Source organism: Natrinema versiforme (assembly GCF_005576615.1).
Lineage (GTDB): Archaea > Halobacteriota > Halobacteria > Halobacteriales > Natrialbaceae > Natrinema > Natrinema versiforme_A.
This window is the reverse complement of the sequence record NZ_CP040330.1, coordinates 3,029,632-3,050,301: the sequence shown is the minus strand read 5'-3', so window position 1 is coordinate 3,050,301 and position 20,670 is coordinate 3,029,632. Positions and strand designations below refer to the sequence as shown.

At 60.3% G+C, this 20,670-nt stretch carries 19 protein-coding genes; 8 read left to right on the top strand and 11 right to left on the bottom strand.

All coding sequences use genetic code 11. The features are described from left to right. Positions 1-42: 42 nt before the first annotated feature. Both FEJ81_RS15075 and FEJ81_RS15070 read left to right on the top strand, forming a co-directional pair. Entirely contained in the window at positions 43-1,026 is a 984-nt protein-coding gene (locus FEJ81_RS15075; protein WP_138246059.1) for a hypothetical protein, read from the top strand. Next, a complete protein-coding gene (locus FEJ81_RS15070; RefSeq protein WP_138246058.1) occupies positions 1,023-1,523 on the top strand; it encodes an AlbA family DNA-binding domain-containing protein in 501 nt (166 codons plus the stop codon). The genes FEJ81_RS15075 and FEJ81_RS15070 overlap by 4 nt, the downstream gene beginning before the upstream one ends. 649 nt (positions 1,524-2,172) lie before the next feature. Here FEJ81_RS15070 and FEJ81_RS15065 read toward each other — a convergent pair. Then, a complete protein-coding gene (locus FEJ81_RS15065; protein WP_138246057.1) occupies positions 2,173-2,625 on the bottom strand; it encodes a type II toxin-antitoxin system antitoxin SocA domain-containing protein in 453 nt (150 codons plus the stop codon). Further along, entirely contained in the window at positions 2,618-3,376 is a 759-nt protein-coding gene (locus FEJ81_RS15060) for a TrmB family transcriptional regulator (RefSeq protein WP_138246056.1), read from the bottom strand. Before FEJ81_RS15060 ends, FEJ81_RS15065 begins: the two co-directional genes overlap by 8 nt. 187 nt (positions 3,377-3,563) lie before the next feature. Between FEJ81_RS15060 and FEJ81_RS15055 the strand changes: the two genes are divergently transcribed. From FEJ81_RS15055 to FEJ81_RS15045, 3 genes are all read left to right on the top strand, one after another. Then, positions 3,564-4,385, top strand: a complete 822-nt coding sequence (locus FEJ81_RS15055; RefSeq protein WP_138246055.1) for a hypothetical protein — start codon at positions 3,564-3,566, stop codon at positions 4,383-4,385. A 2-nt stretch (positions 4,386-4,387) separates the two neighbouring features. Then, positions 4,388-5,110: a hypothetical protein gene (locus tag FEJ81_RS23790; protein WP_229504724.1), complete on the top strand. Its 723-nt coding sequence runs from the start codon at positions 4,388-4,390 to the stop codon at positions 5,108-5,110. Positions 5,111-5,184: 74 nt separating this feature from the next. Further along, positions 5,185-6,663: a hypothetical protein gene (locus FEJ81_RS15045; RefSeq protein ID WP_138246054.1), complete on the top strand. Its 1,479-nt coding sequence runs from the start codon at positions 5,185-5,187 to the stop codon at positions 6,661-6,663. 144 nt (positions 6,664-6,807) lie between these two features. Here FEJ81_RS15045 and FEJ81_RS15040 read toward each other — a convergent pair whose 3' ends face one another. From FEJ81_RS15040 to FEJ81_RS15015, 7 genes are all read right to left on the bottom strand, one after another. Continuing rightward, positions 6,808-7,227 (bottom strand): arsenate-mycothiol transferase ArsC, encoded by a 420-nt coding sequence (locus tag FEJ81_RS15040; protein WP_138246053.1) that lies wholly within the window; start codon positions 7,225-7,227, stop codon positions 6,808-6,810. A 39-nt stretch (positions 7,228-7,266) separates the two neighbouring features. Continuing rightward, complete coding sequence (locus tag FEJ81_RS15035; protein WP_138246052.1) at positions 7,267-8,268, bottom strand: arsenic resistance protein; 1,002 nt, start codon at positions 8,266-8,268, stop codon at positions 7,267-7,269. A gap of 441 nt (positions 8,269-8,709) precedes the next feature. Continuing rightward, entirely contained in the window at positions 8,710-9,723 is a 1,014-nt protein-coding gene (locus FEJ81_RS15030) for a tyrosine-type recombinase/integrase (RefSeq protein ID WP_138246051.1), read from the bottom strand. A gap of 600 nt (positions 9,724-10,323) precedes the next feature. Further along, positions 10,324-10,701, bottom strand: a complete 378-nt coding sequence (locus FEJ81_RS15025) for a hypothetical protein (RefSeq protein WP_138246050.1) — start codon at positions 10,699-10,701, stop codon at positions 10,324-10,326. Positions 10,702-10,804: 103 nt separating this feature from the next. Beyond that, entirely contained in the window at positions 10,805-12,304 is a 1,500-nt protein-coding gene (locus FEJ81_RS15020) for a glycosyl hydrolase family 28-related protein (protein ID WP_138246049.1), read from the bottom strand. Positions 12,305-12,306: 2 nt separating this feature from the next. Next, on the bottom strand, positions 12,307-12,447 hold the full coding sequence (locus FEJ81_RS23300) for a hypothetical protein (RefSeq protein ID WP_175416441.1): 141 nt from the start codon (positions 12,445-12,447) through the stop codon (positions 12,307-12,309). A 112-nt stretch (positions 12,448-12,559) separates the two neighbouring features. Beyond that, complete coding sequence (locus FEJ81_RS15015) at positions 12,560-16,354, bottom strand: Eco57I restriction-modification methylase domain-containing protein (RefSeq protein ID WP_138246048.1); 3,795 nt, start codon at positions 16,352-16,354, stop codon at positions 12,560-12,562. A gap of 271 nt (positions 16,355-16,625) precedes the next feature. On the opposite strand from FEJ81_RS15015, the gene FEJ81_RS15010 reads away from it, so the two are divergent. After that, positions 16,626-16,874: a hypothetical protein gene (locus tag FEJ81_RS15010; RefSeq protein WP_138246047.1), complete on the top strand. Its 249-nt coding sequence runs from the start codon at positions 16,626-16,628 to the stop codon at positions 16,872-16,874. 25 nt (positions 16,875-16,899) lie between these two features. On the opposite strand, the gene FEJ81_RS15005 is transcribed toward FEJ81_RS15010, so the two are convergent. Then, entirely contained in the window at positions 16,900-18,480 is a 1,581-nt protein-coding gene (locus tag FEJ81_RS15005; RefSeq protein WP_138246805.1) for an acetolactate synthase large subunit, read from the bottom strand. A gap of 163 nt (positions 18,481-18,643) precedes the next feature. After that, entirely contained in the window at positions 18,644-19,033 is a 390-nt protein-coding gene (locus FEJ81_RS15000; RefSeq protein WP_138246046.1) for a PPOX class F420-dependent oxidoreductase, read from the bottom strand. A gap of 166 nt (positions 19,034-19,199) precedes the next feature. Here FEJ81_RS15000 and FEJ81_RS14995 point away from each other — a divergent pair, with 166 nt between their 5' ends. Together FEJ81_RS14995 and FEJ81_RS14990 are read left to right on the top strand one after the other, a co-directional pair. After that, positions 19,200-19,535, top strand: coding sequence for a hypothetical protein (locus FEJ81_RS14995; protein ID WP_138246045.1), 336 nt, complete (start codon positions 19,200-19,202; stop codon positions 19,533-19,535). A gap of 102 nt (positions 19,536-19,637) precedes the next feature. Then, positions 19,638-20,366: a hypothetical protein gene (locus FEJ81_RS14990; protein ID WP_138246044.1), complete on the top strand. Its 729-nt coding sequence runs from the start codon at positions 19,638-19,640 to the stop codon at positions 20,364-20,366. Positions 20,367-20,670 lie beyond the last annotated feature (304 nt).

Sequence of the window (20,670 nt, the reverse complement as noted above, 5' to 3'; positions counted from 1 at the left end):
CTCCCGAACACTATTAATCTGGGACTCTGATTTTTGATTTGAATGAGTAGTATCGAACATCCGTTCACCTACCAAGGCAGGCTGATCTTCAACGGCATTTACAGGACAACGATTCGTGACGATGAACTTGATCTTGATACTGTCGTAGAAAGGCTTCCTGCGTTCGAAAAAGGAAGCCCAGAACATCCCGGTTCAGGGTATGAAGTTTGTAAAATTGGCGAAGCTGCCTATGAGGAGGACGCTCTTCCTGTAGAACTTCGTGGACTAAGTGATGACACACTTTTAATTCGGTACAAGTATGAAGAATATGAGACTCAGGAAGCTCTTGTCGAAGGTGAGCTACGGAACGTATCCACCAGATCAATAAACGAAGTTGATCTTTATTGGGTCTTCCCAGATTATCTCTTCCTAAGAGGGTCAAAAACCGATACAGACCATGCGAAGGAGGATATCGGCCGTGCGATTGGGGGTGGCGTTAGAATCAATCAAATTGAATTTGATTTCCGGTTTTTGCTCTGGATGTTCTACAAGCACTATAGGCAAGAAGACATTGATCCAGATCTAACTATTAATCGACTTTCTGACGCTGAAACAAGAAACAAGTCCGGTGCTCCAGCAGAAATTCAACGATTTACCGAATCTAGGGACGTTACTGTTTCAGAATCAGTTTTACGCGATCTGATGAAGATACTACGAGGAAAAACCCTGACCATGATTGGAGGGGATTTCCGACTCGGTGACTATCAGTACGCTGCCAATATCTCAACTAGCGGTCGGATTCAGATCAAGTCGCAATTCGATATCGCAGACGCGAAAGACCTCATCAGAGTTTTGCTTTCGATCTACTTTGTTCACAAGGTTTCAGAGTTGTATAGTGAGTGGGAAACCAGACCAACTGAAGAAAAGTATCCACCCGAGGACTTCTTTAAGGAGGTGGCAGAAGACCTTTCGGAACGAGGTGTAGATGTTCAGTTTTCGCTTGACGAGACTCTCGTACCCTATTACGAGGAGCGGAGCGAAGAATGAGCGGTGAATCCCCAGAGCCGGACTTTATCTACAACGAGCGCACTCTTCCAGAAATCATTGACGAGGGAGTTTCGGAGTATTTTGAGTTTCTTCCTTCCATTCCTGAGGATGAGATTGAATTTGCCAAGTTCTGTACCGCTCTGGGAAATCATGACGGTGGGGTGATTTTACTTGGCATAGAACGTAGCGGTAATATCTGTGGTTTGTCGGATGCAGAAGAAGCGCCAAGACAGGTTGCTGAAATTCTTGAACAACATACTGAACCGGTACCAGAATACAGTAGCCGAGAGGTCTCCTATGATGGAGAGAGTATTGTAATAATCAACGTAAGCAAGTATACTCACATACCTCATGCAGTTACTTGGGAAGAGGAACTCGAAGAAGGTGAAAAAGAGACGTATTATGTATTTTATAAAAGAAGAGATGTCTATCAATCGCAGATTGGTCCATACCAGATCTGGCGCTTGATGCCTGAAAACACCGAACCAAGCAGCTAGCAAGTGATGTAGGTTGCGACTGCAGTACTAACTCCTGATACAACGGCGAGAAGGAGCAATGAAAAAAGGAGTATTGAGACAAATGAGAGTACATTCTTAACTCGAATTCGCCTGACGGTACTTTCTGTGAGATTTTCTATACGGTCTCTACTTTGGTCGGACGGAATGCGATAACTCATGTCCGACTGAACTGTTCCCTCAGATCGTATCTCTTCTAAGGTTTGACTATGTCTGGTCCCAGCCCAATGTCCCAGTGTATACACCTCGTTCTCTTCAAAATCTGCATAGAGATCTTCACTCTTCCTCAATTTATTGAGATTATTCAGATGTTTTGCCTTGATACGACTTCGTTCTCGATATCCCTGCCAGACGCTTGGAATGAATTTTGACAGTAATTTCCTTGTGCTCATCTTAATATCGGTGATTCAACGGAACACAATAGTCTCACTGGGTTTCTCCAAAGTAATGACTGTACACCGCCTAGGGAGTAATCGAATCAGGCGGTCGGAGGTCTAGATGCTGCCGTCGGAAGTTCATTTTGACTCGACTGGATCTTTGGTCGCAATGCTCGTCGATTATGCCCATCTACTCCTACCTACGCGCTCGCGGAATTGACCCTCCGGTTACAACTGTTCTAAAGATCGTCAGGTCAGTAGATGCTATTCTCAGCGTATTTCGGATACCGTGAGTACACTTCATCAATTAGATCCGAGAGATAGACGTCACCGTACTCATCTTTAATCTCCTCGGCAAGTTCGAGAATACGTTGCGCTTCTTCTTTCGAGAGCTGGTCCCCGACCCACTGCTTGCCCTGGTCTTGAATCTCGTAGTCGTACTTTACCTTGTCCTCACCAAGATCTTCTTCGCGGTCTTCAACCATACCGCGTGCTATGGTCTCGTCCAAATCGTCGTAGAGTTCCTTGGAGAACGGACCGTAGTCGTACGGAACGAACTCATAATCGTCCGACTGAAGCGGGTCTTCCCCTGCTTCTTCTAGACGCTTCTGCATCAGGAAAACGAGCTTCTGTAGACGTGTCCGACCCTCGATGGGCTCGCCATCGCCAGCGTACATCAGGGCGAGTGGGAGCAGTTTCCTATGCATCGTTGAAGTCGAACTCTTCGGCGTGCCTAAATGTCTCTTCGAACTCTCTGGCAAAAACCTTTGCTATGGTAGCATCCGAGAACACGACCCCTGTCTCGCCGCCCATTTGGAAAACGACGTGCTTCCCATCGATCACGTAGAACATCTTGTTGAGATCATCGTGCTCCCAGACGGGGTAGTTGAACGACGCGATCTCTTCTAACGTGTCCTGACGTGCGCTCCAAATTATGGGTTTCAGCTTAACGTCCTCTCTGTGAAGTTTCTCAAACACTCGATGATCACTCGTTTCGCACCATCGAGGATCGGGTTCTAGTGCTCTCACGCTGTCCTCAGCCTCTTCCAGTAGTTCTCGGAGCTTTCGAACTGTGCCGGACCGACCACCGAGAATCCACGCAGAGTCACCCGATTCGTCCGGCAGATTGAGCTGGTAAGCGTTTCCCAGTGTTTCGATAAGTTCGCTCGCCTTGTCGTCGAAATCCTCTTTTCGCTCTTGGATGAGACCTTCCGGATTCTGTGCGTTGTATCGTCGCGGATTCCGCTCACGGAACGTAACAACTCCTTCCTCAACTAAGTCTTCCAGCACGTCGTAGATGCGGCCGCGTGGGACATCAGTTCGTACGACGACCTCACCGGCTTCCAAGGGGCCTTTGTCAACTAGACACCGGTACGCCGCTGCGTGATTCTTCCCCCAGCCCATAACGTCCTGAAGAGGCGCATCGGCTTTCTCAAGCGACTGTTCCCCTCGACTCATAGCAACCACAAATGAGGTTTCCTCAATAAATGTTTCTAGTCATACGCTTAAACACTCGTGATTGAGTGTGTATCCTGATATATAATGCTGCTGCCACCCTTATTCCGGACGTGAATCGGTTCTCAGACACTGACGCGGTGAAAACGTCGCTCCAGCTGGAGACCCCCATCTAGTCGCACAATTACTCATGCCAGCCGACGAGTTACCCCATGGAGCCATCCCGAAGTTCAAACCGAGAGACAAGCATCACCGCCGGCTCTTTGGCGGTCACAATGATGCGCCGTTCCTCTTTACGACCTTCACCAATGCCGCCTGGTTCGTAAATCGTCCAGCAGCTATGGACGCGATGCTCTCGTCCCAGCAGAAGCTCATCCTCGCCAACGTTGAGGACGACGATCTGCTGTACGGCCGACGGCCAGACGACGAGGTTGAGCGCATTGAAGCACTCAAACCCGCGTTCTACATTCCGAGTGATCGGTGGGTGTACGAAGACACGATGACCAAGCGCGAACAACTTGAAGAGATCGATAAGTGCCTGCGGTGGACGCGCGAGGTCACCGAGCGTGTCCGGGTACGGAGCGACCTACCGACACGGATCATCCCCATCGCAAAGGGCTGGGAAGAATGGCACTTCGAGCGGTGCCGCGAGACCTTCAGGGACCTTGGGCTGTCGTACTGCGCGTTCGACGTCACCCAGTACCCGTCTGGACAGATGGTCGTCGCTGATGTCACTCGGCTCGTTGATGTCGTCAATCCAACCGGGGTTCTGCTCATCGGGCGGCTGGCTAAGGACACTCTGCGAGACTGTCCGCGAGAAGTCGTCGCTGCGACTGGCGTCAATCAGTGGCTTGAGAACTGCCAGGCGAGTGGAGTCGGATTTAGCCGTCAGAAGTACAGCGACTGGGCAGCCGAGACAAACAAGGCGCTGTTCAGCGTCCAAGCCGAACTCGGCGACTTCGCTCAGGAAAGCACCGAGACGCGTCTTACGAGCAATCCTACGGAGACATAACTATGGGTAACCGAACTGGAAGTCCGCCAGAACAGTACAGAGATGACGACGACGAGGAGCTGCCAGAGAACCAACCAGAGGCTGATGACACCCAGCAGACTGGAATCGGGGACGCCACCCAGTCAGAGCGTGACGACGAAGAGACACCGAGTACCGACCCGGATGCCGCTGACAATCCTGATGAGACGCGAGAGAGCGGCGGTGGCGGAGGCGGTGGCGTGATTGGCGTTCCAGCCGATTCTAAACCGGACGACGCACCGCAAGAAGACGCCGAGTCCGACGAGGAAGACCAAGAGGACGAGCACCCGAGAACGGAAGGAGACTCAGAGCCAGAGTCCGATTCCGAGGAACGTGACGACACTGAGGACGACGAACTAGATGAATTCGAATTCATCTACGGCGACATCGTCCACGACCGGGAAGCCGAACCACAGGAAGACGAGGACCCAGAAGACCTGATCGTCGTCAACCTTCCTGACGATACAATCACCGACTGGGACTGCGGCGACGACGAAACGCTCGCAGACCGCAACACCGGCTACCCGCCTACCGACTCTGTAGTCGTCGTAGTTACGCGAGACCTCCTAGAAAAAGAGATGCCAGAGTGGAACGAGCGCGCTGAGGAGATCGCGTTGGAAACGCTCGACGACAACGGTATTGACTACAACTGTTATCCCTCTCTCCGGTTAGAACTGGAAGAACCATCTCACCTACGTGCACTGTGATGCATCGCTAATCTTGTGCCAGAGATTATCTTACACCCGGTTTTGAAGCCCGGAGAGCCACAACCCTGGATACAATGGTTTCGCCGGAGGAGCTGAAAGGGAAGCTACGTCCTGCGGTAAGGGATTATACAGACACGGTTCGGAAAGCAGCCGAAGAACAGGGCATCAGTCCGACTCACGAAGTCGTCGTCCCGACCGAGGAAGGTGGCACGGATCTGGCCGAAGTCCCCGTCCCTGCTCAAGGCCTTGAAGATCTGGTTGACTATGATGATATCTCCCACTTTGAGGACTGCGCAGAATGGTTAGTAGAATCCAAAGATGAGGTCCCCCTCACCCGGACCAACACGAAATCAGCCTATGAATACAAGTTTCGGAGCTTCACTAACTCTGTTTTCAACTACGTGGGAAGCTACAGCTTTGACGAAGATGCCTACGAGCAGGCTTTTACCGACAAAATCGGATTTCACTTCGACAGCTCCCTGACTCTCGACATACTCGTTCCGATACCTGGCCTTGCGGGAAACAGTGAACCAGTTACCTTCACCCCACAGTCCCCTGAATACCGGGACGAAGAATATCTCTTGACGGTTACCTCCGACTTCAGTCTCGATAGGATAGATGCTCCAGAGATGGCTGCCCTACAGAACAAGAGTCTCAAAGGACTCTATGGAGAACCCACAAAACTGGGATGGGAAGGCCGGCTCCGGTTCACGGTCGAAATCAACAACGACGCCACAGAACTCCACGTCCTCGACCTCTTGGCTGAACAAGCCGGCGACATCTCCGTAAATATCGCTCGAAAGGTTGTGAACGGCCTCCGGCTGTCGGAACCGCAGGAAGACAACATCTGGTTCGGACCGATTTTTGCACTTAGAGACGACTGGATCACGTACAGAAAGGGAGCTGAAGGGGTAGTAAGGGTGCGTAGACACCCTGACTGCGATATCGATTACAGGAACATCCACCGGTTCTCGCTCGACGAGATTGGGGCGCGGTCGTTCGCTAATGCATTCTGGGAGCAGAAAGCAGACCTACTGACCTCAGAGACGTTCGACCGCCCGATCCGACGGTACAATCGGACTTACCTTCCCGGCCATACCGAGGACCACATCCTGAACTGCCACATCGCGCTTGAATCCCTGCTGATGAAAGGAGCCAAGGGAGGGACGAGTTTTCGGATGCCGGTCGGTGCAGCCATCCTGCTGAGAGACCGCGTCGGCGACCCGATTGACGTCTACTACTTTTTCGATGTACTCCGAGAAGCCAGGAACAAGATCGTCCATGAGGATAAAAAGGTAGAAGACATCAACGCGGCGAACTTGGAGAAACTACCAGGTTATCTCCTGCAGGAAACAGACGCTGGCGAGCGTATTGCCAAGTTCCAGTTCGTTAAGCACGCTCGTGAATACCTTGCTCTCTTGATCAAGGAATACTATCGGATAGAGCAGGAACACGGATTGAATATCCACCAGGCAAACCAAGAGCTGGTCGAAGACCTCGTCCTCTCTATCTCTAAAGAAGACGAGCCAGTAGAAGATATCTTTGAACTATAACTAGGGGGACTTTCTGTTGACTAGGCCTTGTTGAATCCTCACTCAATAATGGATTTCAGAAGCTGTGCTGCATACAGCGCGCGCTCGACAAACTCGTTCGTGCTACCTACTCGACCTTGATGTTACTTACAGGTGGAGAGAATATCACGCGCGATGGGACGACTGCTCGATCTCATCGAAGAACGCCTGAACTCGCTCACGGATTTCATCACGAACCGCTCGATAAGACGCGAGTGTCTCTCCAGCCGATTCCTCTAACTCCCATCGACGTGCCTCCCCATCCCACTTGTCCGGACGGAACTGATCGACAGAACACCCCATCGTCACGACATAGTCCGCATGTTCAATGTCCGCTGGCGTGATCTCTCGCGGCGTCCGATCACTAATATCGATACCATCCTCCTGCATGACCGCAACAACCTCGTCGTGGACGCTATCGGCTGGATCAACACCTCCAGTTACAATCTCCACGTCTATCCCACGCTCATCTCGTTCACGTTCTGCGAAGGCAGTCGCCATCAGGCTCCGTCCAGCGTTCCCGACACAGACGAACGCAACTTTCATACGTAGTCGTTGCTTGCCCAGCCGCAAGAGTGTGGGTGCTTAATCGCCTCGTACGCTGTTGGAGAGTGGAATCCGCGAGGGACGTTCCGGGACAAGCCCCGCCGGAACGACCCGTGTGAGAACGACCATCCCCAACAGTTCGACGAGCGTCTGTGTCACGACGACGGCAGGAGCCAGCTCGTATCCGGCTGGGAGTGCCAGCGCCAACGGGAGAACGACCAGCGAGTTCCGAGTGACAGCAGTGAACACGAGCGTGCGACTCTCCCCCACGTCCATCTGGAACACGCCAGCCGCCACCCGCCCGAGGACGGGCATAATGACGAGGAACGCAACATACACCGGGACGACGACTGTAATCTGGCTGAGTGAATCCTGTACGCGAGGGAGTTGGGAGGCGATGACGACGAACAGGGTTGCGCCCATCATCGGGACGGGAAGCCACCCCATCGTTTCCTGCCAGGACTCGCCTTTCGGAGAGCGTTCCGCCCACACTTCCGTGAGCCACGCCAGCGTCAACGGGAGAGCGATGATTATCAGGAACGCCTCGATGAACGGCCCAGCTTCGATGACCTCGGCGACCTCCGCACCCATGAACAGCCAGAGATACATCGGGAGCAGCAGGAGTTGGACGAGCATCAGGGCTGGCGTCGTCGCGGTTATCTGTTCGGAGTTACCGCCCGCGAGTTCCGCGAAGGTGATGACGTAGTCGATGCAGGGGGTCAGGAGAACCATGAACACGCCTACCAGGATGACTGGCTCCGGGGGAAGAAACCGGGTGAGTCCCCAGACGACGACGGGGACGATGAGGAAGTTCATCCCGAGCGCCGCCGCCATGAATCGCCCGTTGGTGAACGCACGGCGGAGTCGAACGAACGGGATCTCAAGAAAGGTCACATAGAGGAGAACCGCCAGCACGGGGTCGATAAGCCCCTCAAGGAAGGAGTCCGACTCGGGACGCCCCACGGCGACACCTATCGCCAATATGACCGCGACCGCATAGACGGCGACCTGACGCCGTTGGAGCCAGTTCTTCGTGTCCATTCATCCCCAGTTCGAGGTTGGAGGGACAAACTGTCTTCGTTACATTCGCACTCCTATTGTTCGGTTAATCCAGCGACGAGAAAGGGAAATAAACGGGGCCATCCTGAGAGACTCAACCTCTATATTCAGCACGCAATTTATTCTGTTTCACAGATAATTTGGTCGCTGTTCCGTTATCTGTTTGCCCCTTATTGAGTTAATGGAGATTGAAAAACAAGGGACATGAGAACCGCCGTATGACGTCCTTGATCTATGGTAGAAATAGCTGAGTTCAACGACCCATAGACTAGATTGATTCTGGATTTTTGGAGCGACAGCGAACACCCGGTGTACGACGGAAATTGCTATTCAACGACAGTTGATGTAGCTAATGCCGTCGAATACCGACTCGGTCCTTGAAGAGTAGGGTGGCGAACGATGCCAATGTCGAGACTGTGAACGTTAGAAGTCCAGGTGTTGTCGTCGGATATTCATTTTCTCTTGTGTTGATCGGTGGTCGTAGTGCTCCGATATTGTATCCATACCTACATTTAGGCGATCTGACACTACGTTCGCGTCAATATCCCGATTCAGGTAATCCGTGATAGCACCGTGACGGATTGAATGCGGTGCCGTCGAACTCGGGCACTTCGACGCGCGCATGTTGTCCATCCCTTCACAATCTTCCGGGGTACGGTCATGCGGGCATTCCCGGCCAAACGTGCACGGCCGCGTAATCCGGTACGTCCAGTTCCGAATCGTGTTTTTCGTGACTCTCCCGTGCTTCGTAGTGAACAGCGGCCGCCGGTCGAACTCGTCGCGTCGATCCCACCGGTACTCCTCAATGTAGTCGTTGAGAAGTCGGCACGTCCGCGACGACAAAGCGACATCGCGTTCACCGTTCTCCGCATTCTTGAGCGGTGTGTCAGTATTCGGGTTGTGGCGCACCTCAACGTACTCTTCACGAGGATGATAGTGCTCTAAGTCAATCCCACGGGCGCTGCCCATTCTCATCCCGGACTCCCATAGTAATCGGAAGAGTGCGTGCTCAACACGACCGTATCGGTACTTATCGTAGTACGCGAGAATCGCCTCAGCCTTCTCTCGCGGAAGTACGTCTGTTCCACGGTTGTCTGGATCACCGAGCGACGGGGAGTTGATTGACTCCGACAATCCATCGATACAGCCGTCCACACTTTGACAGAATCGGATGAACACGCGTAGTGTGTCCATCTGAGACTTGAGCGTTACGTCATTCACCTGCGCTTTACGGAACAGTTTGAACCGGTGCAGATCACGCCCGGTGACGTTGTTCAGGTTGTCGATATCCTCAATTCCGCACCATTCGAGGAACCGTTCTAACCGGTAGCCGTGCGATTGCAGCGTCGCATCGGATAGCTCGCGTTCCCGATCTTGCTTGTACATCTGTACCGCCTCTCGGGGGTCGAGTGGTTGCAAGTCCTCAGGGTCAGTCATTGTTGACTCCGCTGTGAGGGGGAGGGGCGGAGCGAGCGCGCGCCCGATGTCCCGGTTCTACACCATTTGCCGGGTGGCCCACATGGTGGAAGCGGAGCGCAGCCGCCGACGCGGTTTGTCGGCGGCGAGCACCGAACCGCGAAATCGCATTGCGGAAACGCTGGTGGAATTCGCGCCGGCCCACTACCTTTCCCGCACTCTCCGAACGCCGAGCGACAGCGAGGCGTTCCGAGTGCGGGGAAGTCGTTTCGCCAAGCGAATTCGAGCCAGCAAGTCGCAGCGCGCGACCGAAGGGAGCGCGACCGTCTTGCCCAGTTCGAATTCGCGCCGCCCACTTTTCCCCACATTCGTTCCTTCAGCGACGGCCTTCGGGTGGCCGTACCCGCGTTCTCGTGAGCGAAGCGAACGAGAGCAAGCGAGACGAGCACCGCGAGTCTCGCGTGATTCGAGTTCGCGCCGGCCCACTACCTTTCCCGCACTCTCAAAACGCCGAGCGACAGCGAGGCTTTTCGGATGCATCTGAGCTGTTATCGCGCGAGAGTCAAATACAGGGTCCGCGTTAAATGAGGGCGCTGTCCTCTCACTGCGGAACGAGGTTGGTTACCCGTAGATCTCAGCGTGGACCTTCCGGAGGTCTTCCATCAGCTCTGGAATCTGATCTTCCGATGCCGAGAATTCGTAGAGTGCTTCATCGCCCTCGGAGTACTCGAGTCGACTTCCGACGTCTTCTAGAATTGCCTCGCGCTCCTCGTCAGGGAGGTCGATTCGGATTTCACCCCACTGCGGTGTGACGCCATCTTCAGAGAGGTTGATATCGAACTCGGCAGTAAACGTCTCGCCGTGGAACTCGATCGGATGGTGAATCATAACCCAACAGATGTCGCCGATGTACGGGTCAGGGAGCGGTTCTTCTCCGGTCTCTTCCTCGACGAGCCGGCAGAACTGATCGAGCTGCTCGTCGGTGTCTGCTTCGGGCATACACCGCGATTTCGACGGCTGGTCTATCAATGTATTTGTGAAAGTCAATTAGCAGCAGCGATGGCAGTCTCAACCGGAGTATCATCGAGCGAGATCGCGTCGCTCACGATGTGACCCACTCTCGAGTCTCGCCGTCGATATCGACCTCGGTCCCGACGTTATCGAAGGTGACGCCCCCGTAGGCGACGCTGCTGCCGGGGCCCGCGTAGATCCCGACGGTGCCGCAGTTCGCCGCTCGAGCGGTGGTGAGCGTCGCATCGACGTTTTCGCGGAACCGGAACCCCTGATGTTTCGGCCCGGTCGCCGTGATCTGGCTCAGTTTCAGGTCCGCCATGTCGTCGAAGAGGATCGCGTTCGTGAACGCGCCGTCGACGATGACGTTCGAAATCGCGGCCTCGTCGAACCCGCTCGCGTACAGTCCCGATCCGGCGGCCAGATCGTCGTCATCGGTCCTGATGGTGACGTTATCGATCGTCAGATGCCGCCGGCCGCTCTCGACGCGCCCCAGCGAGATCCCCCGCGCGTTTTCGCGACACGAGACGCCGTCGATGGTCAGGTCCTCGAGTCGTCCACCGGTGTCGGCCCTGATCGCCGAATGCTCGCAGCCGGTGATGTAGCCGTCTGCGATCGTGATCGACTCGTTTCCGTCGCGATGGAGGTGGACGCCGTAGTCGGGGTCGTTCGCCGGATCGATTTCGAAGTTCGTAAGGGTGCAGTTCCGTGTCGGCGTATCGTCGGCCGCGACGAGCGTATCCTCCGACCCGTCCCACACGCTGTTCGCGCCCGTTCCCGCGTTCTGGTTGTCGAACTGCACCGGCGCGTCCGAATCCCCGTCGCCGCCGCGGGTCGCCCAGTAGCCGTCGACGACGACGTTCTTCGACGAGACGACGTCGATGTGATGGTAGTAGATGGCGTCGCCGTAGATGTTCTCCAATCGAACGGTGTCCGCGTGTGCGGGCATGATCCCGGTCGCGTCCGGGGCGTCGATCCGGACGTTGCACACGCCCCAGTTCGACGCGCCGCCGTACCCCGGTTCGTCGTAGCCCCTATTGGACAGGAGCGCCCGCCCCTCCTCGCCCTCGGGGCGCGGCCCGTCGAAGACGGTCGAGCGCCCCGCGCCCAGCAGGATCGTATCGTCGCCCACCAGCGGCGTCCGCTCGAGGCGGTATCGCCCGGGCGGGAAGTACACGATACCGCCACCGGCCCGGGCGACCGTCTCGAGGAGGTCGTGGACCGCACCGCCGACATCGGTTTTCCCGTCGCCCTCGATGCCGTGTGCCTCGACGTTCCAGACGGGCGACTCCGCGGTTCGGAGGGAGCCGATCGTCGCCGCTTCGAAGTGGCTCGTTCCCGGCACCGGCCGGTCGGCGCTTCCCTGCCCGCTGAAGTACGTCCAGTCCTCGCTCTCGGCGTCCCAGCGCCACGTGATCCCCTGATCGGTCGCGTGGTAGAGTTCGTCGTCATACTCGCCCGCCGCGGGCCGCTCGGCGATAGGTCCGCGGACGATCGCGTGCTCGTCGAGCGTCTCGACCGTGTCGGTGTGGTCCCAATCGTCGCCCCGCTCGAAGGTTCCCAGTCCGAGCCGCGGCGTTTCCCCGGCCATGCTCACTCGCCGCCGTAGCCGCGTCCGTACGACGCACCGTAGCCGGTTCGAGCATCCGCCGCGTCGTCGCCACACCCCGCAAGCGAAACGCAACCCGATACCGCGATGAGAACGTCCCGCCGCCGCGTTCCTGAACTGGTCATACCTCCTGACGAGCCCGATACCGTATAAAAATAGCCATGCGGCGGGCATCTCGGCGAACACCAGCGACGAGCGGGGCCACCGCGCCGACGCCGCGCAGTTGACCGGTCCGAGTCAGTTCTCCCCGAATTCGTGCCGGACCCGCGCTCGCTCGTCGTCCGGCAGCCCATAGAGATCGAACACCCGATCGGCGATCCGCCGATCGAGGGCCGCGATCCGATCGTCCAACGCCTCGGCGCGGGCGCGGTCGCCGAGATGCGCCCGTAGGTCGTCCGCGACGTCCTCGAGTCGCGGCAGCGTCAGCCCTTCCAGCCGCTCGAGCGGCGAGATCGTCTTGGTCGCGCTCGCTCTGAAATCCGCGACCCCGCGCCCGCGGTCGACGGCGGCGGGGACGACGGTTTCGACGAGCGCCGCGCGACCCGCGCCGAGATCGGGCCACTCGAGCGCCGGGATCGGCTCCGTCTCCGTATATCCCCACCGATCGGTCTCGAGTCCCCCGCCGTCCGGTTTGTACCGAAGGGTCGCCGACAGCACGACCGGCGACCGGTTCGCCGCGACGTCGACGCTCCCGAGTTGCAGGTTCGGCCACGACTCGGTTGTCGCCGCGAGTTTCGTCGCGTCGGCTCCCGCGGCGCGACGGCAGTCCCCGAGTTCGCCCAGCGACGCGCCGTCCTCGTATCCGCCCAGCGTCTCGAGGGCATCCAGCGAAAGCCGCGATCGCTCGGCGGTAAGCGCGAGCCGCTCGTCGACCGCGCCGACGAGCGTCGGGTCCGGTCCGCCGTCCATCGCGACGGGAAACGACTCGAAGGTCGACTGATTGATCTGGGGGAAGACGGACCGGTACGCGGCGCGGGTGTAGTGGTGATAGAAGTTCAGCAGCGGCGAATTCAACACCCCGAGCAGGTGTTTGAGTTCGTCGCTCGAGCCGGCGCGGATGGTGTACGCTGACTTGATCGTCGCCAGATCGGTGTCGTCGTACGTGCCGACGAGGGAGTCGCTGGTCTGTCTGAAGACGAGTTTCGGCCCCCGATAGATCGCCTCGTCTTTGGTCACGTCCTCCGGACTGATGTGGCGTATCTCGTCTTCCTCGAGGCCGTAGCGTCGCACTGCGCCCCCGGGCGCGATCGGCCGGGTATCCGGTCCCTCGCTCGAGGCCAGCCGGTCGGCGCGTTTGCCGATCTCCTCGCCGCGCGAGACGGTGGCTACCGCCTCGAGCGGCGGATGGCGGTCGACCGTCGCAAGGATCGACCGTGCGTCATCGTCGAGGTGGATCAGGAACCGCTTCGCGTCCCGCGCTTCGAACACCCACTGGGGGATCACGTTGTACGACAGCGACGCGAGCGTCGTCCGGTCGGCCGCATCGGCACAGCGCACCTCGTCTTCGCCGTCGCCGCTGATGCAGATCACGGCCCCCGTTTCGACGCCCGGGAAGGCAGTGCCGACTCGGACGATCCGGGACGGCGGCGCGTTGTCGAGCACGAACGCCCGGATCGGCTCGTTCTGCTCGCGAGCGAGGAGCGAATCGGGGACGACGAACCCGACGCGGCCGTCGCGGGACTGGCGAACGGCCAGTTCGTAGAGCGCGACGGCGAGGTCGAACTGGCCCTCGGTCGTCTCGAACGCCTCCGCGAGATACGCGCGGAGATCGGCGTCGATGGTCGCGCTGATGTCGGCGCGGCCCGCCGTGGCGACCCACGGCGGGTTCCCGACGACCGCATCGAACCCCGGGTTCTCCCGCCGGGTGCCGTCCTCGTCGCGGAAGATTTCGGGGAACGCCAACGGCCAGTGGACGTACCCCTCGGCGTCGGCCTGCGCCTGTGCGGTTTCGAACCAGTCCGCTCGAGCGAGCCGTTCCCACGCGTCATCGTCGCCCAGCGCGGCCGCCAGTCGTTCGCACGCGTCGTCTGGGACGGTCTCCAGCCCGAATTCCCGCGCGGTACGGACGTTCGCGGCCGCCTCGAGCCGGTCCCGGTGTCGGAGCCGGTTCCGCGGTGACCCGTCGACCCGAGGGCCGCTACCGCTCGCCCCCGCCAGTTCGTCGATCGACTCGAGGTCCTCCCCGACGAGCGCGTTCCCGGCTTGGAGGTGGGACTCGAGGGGGTCACTCGGCCGGTCAGCGCCGCGGGTTCGCAGCCACAGCGACATCCTCGCGAGTTCGACGGCGAGCGGGTCGCAGTCGACGCCGTAGAGACACTCCCGAGCGACTCGCCGTCGCGCCCACTGGATACCGCGCTCGGCAGCAACGGTCTCCGGGCCCGCTCGCGCTGCCTGTGTCGCCTGCGCGTCGACGATCTCCCGCGCGAGGGAGTCGGCGGCCTGTGTGAGGAAGTGTCCACAGCCCATCGCGGGATCGAGGACGGTCAGTTCGAGCACCCGATCGGCGAACGCGTCGGCGAAACCGGGCGTTCCCGGCTCGTGTCGTGCCAGCATCGCCTCTCGAACCTCGTCGACGAGTGGCTCGAGCGTGTGTTCGACGATGTACTCGACGACGTACTCGGGCGTGTAGTACGAGCCCGTAGCCTTCCGCTCGCCGCCGTCGGCTCGCAGGTACACCGCGCCCGGTTCGACGGCGACCGCATCGGCGTCGGTCGCGCGCACGTACTCGCCGTCCTCGAGTGCGAGCGGCGCGTCGGCGACCGCGAGGTCGTACTCGAGCAGTCGCTCGTAGCAACTCCCGAGGTGGCGGAGGTCGAGCGAGGCGTAGTCGATGAACGAGGGGTCGTCACTGCTCCCGGCCGATTCCGTCTGCCGGGTCAGCAGGTCGATGACCTTCGACAGGGTCGCATCGTCGATCGAATTGGCAGCGAGGAACCGTACTTCCCGGCGGTCGTCGCCGTCGGGTTCGGGGCGGAACAGCCAGCCGGGGGCCGCCGGAATCGGGCGCTCCGCTTCGGGACCGGGGGAGGGCGTACATCCCGTGCGGCCCTCGTCGACGCGCGCGAAGAGATCGTTCAGGCGCGACTGCAGGGTATTCCGGCAGCCGTCCGTCGACCGTGTCGGGTCGGCTTCCGCACCAATCGCTCGCTCGAGCGGATGCGCATCCCCGCGACCAGATCGATCGTCCCGTTCGTCGGCCGTCTCGAGCAGTTCCCACCCCCTCCCCTCGGCGGAGAGCACGACCAGCAGCCGATACAGGAAGACGAGCGAACTGTCCCAGAGCAGGTCGAAATCAGCCTCGTCGAGGTCGTTGTCGGGGTGTCGCAGGAACCCCTCGGCGAGCGCCGCCAGCGCCTCGCGAGCGTTCGCCTCGAGCGCGGCGGCCATCTCCCGCTCGACGGCGTTGCTCTCGTTCGACACCGTCTCGAGGAAGCAGTCGCCCTCCGCGTCGTCCGGAAACGCCTCGCGCCGAAAGAAACAGTAGAAGTATTTGAACGCCTCGAGATCGCCCGTTTCCAGCACTCCGGGGAGGTCGATCTCGTAGTACGAGTCCAGTCGGCAGTTCCCCGACGCGCGATAGAGTCGCCACCGTCGCCCGTTCGTGACCACGGCCCACGGGGCGGATACGTCCCGCAGGAACGCGTGGAGCCGGTAGTCGGGAACGCCGAATCCGTGCTCGCGGTCGTCGCGCTCGCGACTGTCGCCGTGGCCCCACCTGCTCACGTCGGCGACCGCGACGGCGTCCGAATCGGGGGTTTCGTGTCCGTCCAGACATCCGTTCGCAGCCCGCCGATCGAACGGGAGCCCGACCGTTTCCACCACTGATCGGACGAACGGGGCGTCCGACCGGGGGTCGCTCCGGTTCTGACCCGCCCCTCGCTCGCGTTCCCAGTGGTCGGCGATTTCGGCGTAGCTCTCACGGAGTTCGGCCGTATCGACCGCGTTCCACGCGTCCGTCTCGGGGAGGCGGTCCTCGAGAGCGGCGGTGGCGAACAACTCGCGGGTAGTGCGGTACGCTGGTGATCGCTGCATGCGTGGCCGAAGTAACGGCGTGAACCGCCGGTCGATTCGCTCCTTTCTATCGCTCGGAACGGCTCTAAACTATATGTCCGGATGCATAGTCTTTACTCAGGTCCGGTCCCGAGTCGCTCGTGCTCGGCGGTCCGCAGTCGTCCGGCTGCGGATCCGGCCGACCGCCAGGCGAGGCCGATCACGAGTCGGCACTCGGACACGTGAACTCGCTCGACAGTCCGGATTCCTCTCCGATCCGAAGACACTTCCAGTACCGCGTGATGGCGTGCGTATGGGTCGACGGATTCGTCCGAACGGCGCGAGAGAGCGCCGGCGGCTACACAGGCGGCTCCGCGCCCTCGAGGCGGACCTCGAGGAGCAGTCCCAGCGGCTCGTCCGACTGGAGAACGCGCTCCGGCACATCGTTCGACGCACGGACGACGTGTCCGTCGGCGGTCCCTGCCAGTGCGGCGAGAGTCTGTTGATCGTCACCCGGCGGTCGCTGTACTGTCCACAGTGTTCCTACCGGCGGACGATCTGAGCCACGGCCGCGGACGCTCGCACCGTCACTCGAGGGGGATCTCGATCAGCGCCAACTCGTCGGCGGGGACGGCCTCCGCGAACGCCGCCTCGATCTCGGCCCACGTCTCGGGACGGTAGGCCTCGATCCCGAAGCTCTCGGCGAACGTCACGAGGTCCGGGTTCGTCAGTTCGGTTCCGGTGTGCTCGCCGCGGTGTTCGTCCTGTTTCTCCGAGATCAGGCCGTAGTCCTCGTCGTTGAAGACGACGGTCGTGAACCCGCAGTCCAGCCGGCTCGCGGTCTCGAGTTCCGCTGCGTTCATCATGAACCCTCCGTCGCCGGTGCCCGCGACGACGTTCGACTCGACGGCCAGATCCGCCGCGAGCGCGCCCGGCACCGCGATACCCATGCTCGCCAGCCCGTTCGAGATGACGCAGGTGTTCGGCTCGTAGGTCGGGAACGACTGGGCGATCGCCATCTTGTGGCTGCCCACGTCCGACACGAGCACGTCCGAGTCGGCCATCGCCTCGCGCAACAGGGGCAAAGCGTTTCGCACCGTCACCGGATCGTCCTCGGCCGGCGGCTCCGTCGCGGCCTCGAGCAACCGGTCGTGCAGGTCGTCACACCACAGCGAACACGCCTCGTCGGGCAGGCGCTCGTCGATGGCCTCGAGCGCCGCGCCCACGTCGGCGACGATCTCCACGTCGGGGTTGTAGTGGCGGTAGACCTCCGCGGGCTCGTAATCGACGTGGACGATCGTCTTCTCGAGGTCGGGGTTCCAGCCGGCCGGGTCGTGCTCGGCGATGTCGTAGCCGACCGCGACGACGCAGTCCGCCCGCTCGATCGCCCGCGCGGCCTCGCCGGCGGGCCCCGAATCGAGGGTCATCAGCGAGGTCGGTTCGCAGTCGGAGATCGCGCCCTTGCCCATGTACGTCTCGACGACCGGGAGCCCGACGCGGTCGACGATGGCGCGGATGTGCTCCGATGCGCGGGTCCGCACCGCGCCGTTGCCCGCGAGGACGATCGGCCGCTCGGCGTCCGCGATCAACTGCGCCGCGTGCTCGGCCGATTCGTCGTCCGGATCCGGCCGGCGAACCGGGTCGCGGGTCGGGATCGCCTCGGCGTCGATCTCCGCCGCGGCGACGTCCTCGGGGAACTCGAGGTGAGTCGCGCCCGGCTTCTCGTACTCGGCGAGTTTGAACGCCTTGCGCACCGATTCGGGGACGATCTCGGGCTCGGCGATCTGGGAGTTCCACGCGACGATCGGCTCGAAGATGTCGACCACGTCCAGCGCCTGATGGCTCTCCTTGTGCAGTCGCTCGCGGCCGCCCTGCCCGGTGATCGCGACGACCGGGCTCTTGTCGAGTTGGGCGTCGGCCACGCCGGTCATCAGGTTCGTCGCGCCGGGGCCGAGGGTCGAGCAACAGACGCCAGCCTCGCCGGTCAGGCGGCCGTGTACGTCGGCCATGAACGCCGCTCCCTGTTCGTGGCGCGTCGGGACGAATCGAATCGAGGAGTCCCGCAGCGAGAACAACAGGTCCTCGATCTCCTCGCCCGGAACCCCGAAGACGCGGTCGACGCCTTCGGCCTCGAGACAGGTCACGAGCAGGTCGGATGCCGTTTGCATGGTCGTCCCGTCCACGTCGCCGTCCATTAATCGCACACCACTTCAGAAATATGACTGGTTGGTGAATTCTATATCGCGGCTATTGGTTTACCACTGCTGTACGCCGTCGTCCGCGGTCGGAACGCCTCGAGCCGGGGGAGACGTATTGCCGATCAGAATCCGGTTACAGGACTTGATCCGCCCGAATCCGCAGAAACACGCGCTCGGTTTCGATAGGCGTCTGATACTCGTCGTCGTCCGTATACCGCCGCGCCAGTTCGTCGATGTGTTCTCGAGCGCCCTCGGTCGTGATCTCCTCGATTTCGCCGATCACCGAGAGGTGCTGATACGGGTTGTCGGGGTCGACCATGCTGACGCCGACGGCGGGGTTGTTCCGGACGTTGCGTTCTTTCTGCCGGCCCCGTTCGGTGTTGATCAGCAGTCGGTCGTCGTCGGCATCGTAGTCGATCCACACGGGCGTGACGTGTGGGAGCCCCTCCTCGGTCAGCGTCGCGACGTGGGCGAACGTTTTCTTTTCGAACAGGTCGTCGAACTCGTCGGGTATCGAGGCCATGGACTCCGTTCACCGGCCCCGCTCTTGTGTGTGATGCCTACACCCACCGGGAACGAACGGTCACCGAAGCTGACGGTTCGGCCGCCCCGTAGCTCGGACGCGAGCGGCCGCGAGAGCACGCAAGTGTCGGCTGGCGGCTTATGCACCTCCGCAGCGATGCTCACGTATGACCGATCGGCAGCCGCCGACTCGCCGTCGAGTACTGACACTCACAGGAGCAGCGGCCTCGACCGCCCTCGTCGCCGGCTGTGGCGGCCCGGGCGGCGGCGGTGAGAACGAGACCGAAGACGAACCCGAAGCCGAGGAGGGGACTGGCAACGGACAGGACCTGGAAGACGACCCCGAGGCGGGGAACGAAACCGCCGCGGGCAACGAAACGGAAACCGACGAGACCAACGAGAGCGAAAACGAGACCGAGGAACTCAACGAAAGCACGGACGAAGGTGACGCGAACGAAACCGGAAACGAGACTGGAAACGAGAGCGGCAACGAAAGCGAGTAGACCGGTCTCTCTCGGCGGCCGTCGTCTCTTTTCGAGTCGGATCCGCCCGCCCGCGAGGCGCAAGGCGGAACCGTTACCGGCCCCCGACTCCTGTCTCCAGTAATGACCGAGGGACTCGAGACCGATGTCGAGGGGACGGACGAGATCGCCGAGCGGCGCAACGAGCTGGCGGCTCGCGTTCGGACCCACGCCGGCGAGATCGCGCGGGAACTCGCCGTCTTGCAGGGCGGGGACTACGGCCAAGAGACGTTCAACACCGACGGCGGGAGCTGGACGCTCAAGTACGAGGCCGGCGACGTGCAGTACCTGCGCTTCGATCCGCAATCGGGCTCGGAGACCTACGTCGTCTCGAGCAAGCAGCCGCCCGAACCGGAGCCCCTCGAGCGGGCGATGGCCGACTACGGGGCGTTCGTCAGCGCCTACAACGAGTACGTCCACTCGTTCGACGGCATGCTCTCCGACGTGTCCGACGAGTTCCCCGAGGTGGAGTCGACGGCGGAACTCGTCGCCGAACGGGACCGGATCGTCGACCGGATTCGCGACGTGTGCAACGCGATGGCGAGCCAGCTCCACCGGTACGACGGCGACTACGGGAGCTACACGGCGACGATTTCCGGCACCCGCTGGGAGCTGAAGTGGGAGGCCGACACTGCCTCTTACCTACGAGTCGGCGGCTCCGACGGGGTCTATCTGCTCTCCCAGTACGGCCCGCCGGCGGCCCCCGAAGTCCGCCGGCTTGCCGACGACGTTCCGGCGTTCGTCGACGCGTTCAACGACCACGTCGAGGACCTCGAGGCGGACCTCGAGACGATCCGGTTCGAGGACGTCTAGACGGACCCGGAGGGCAGGCGGCAGTCGTCTTCGCTCTCGAGGCGGCGGTATGCAGTCGTTTCCGCCGTTCATCGACCCGTACTGCAGGGGTGACGGTTCGCCTCGAGCACGGATCACCCGATCACGGGGTCTGGCTCGGACCGCGCCCGCAGTCACGCGGTCGTTCGTCGCGGTCGTCGCATCGATCCTCGAGACGACTGTGGAGCGATATACAGCGATCCCGAACGCTCTATACCCGAACTAGTAGCCGTTTTGTACCGTCTGCGTCTACCGGACGGTGGCGACGACGGTCGCCTGACTTACC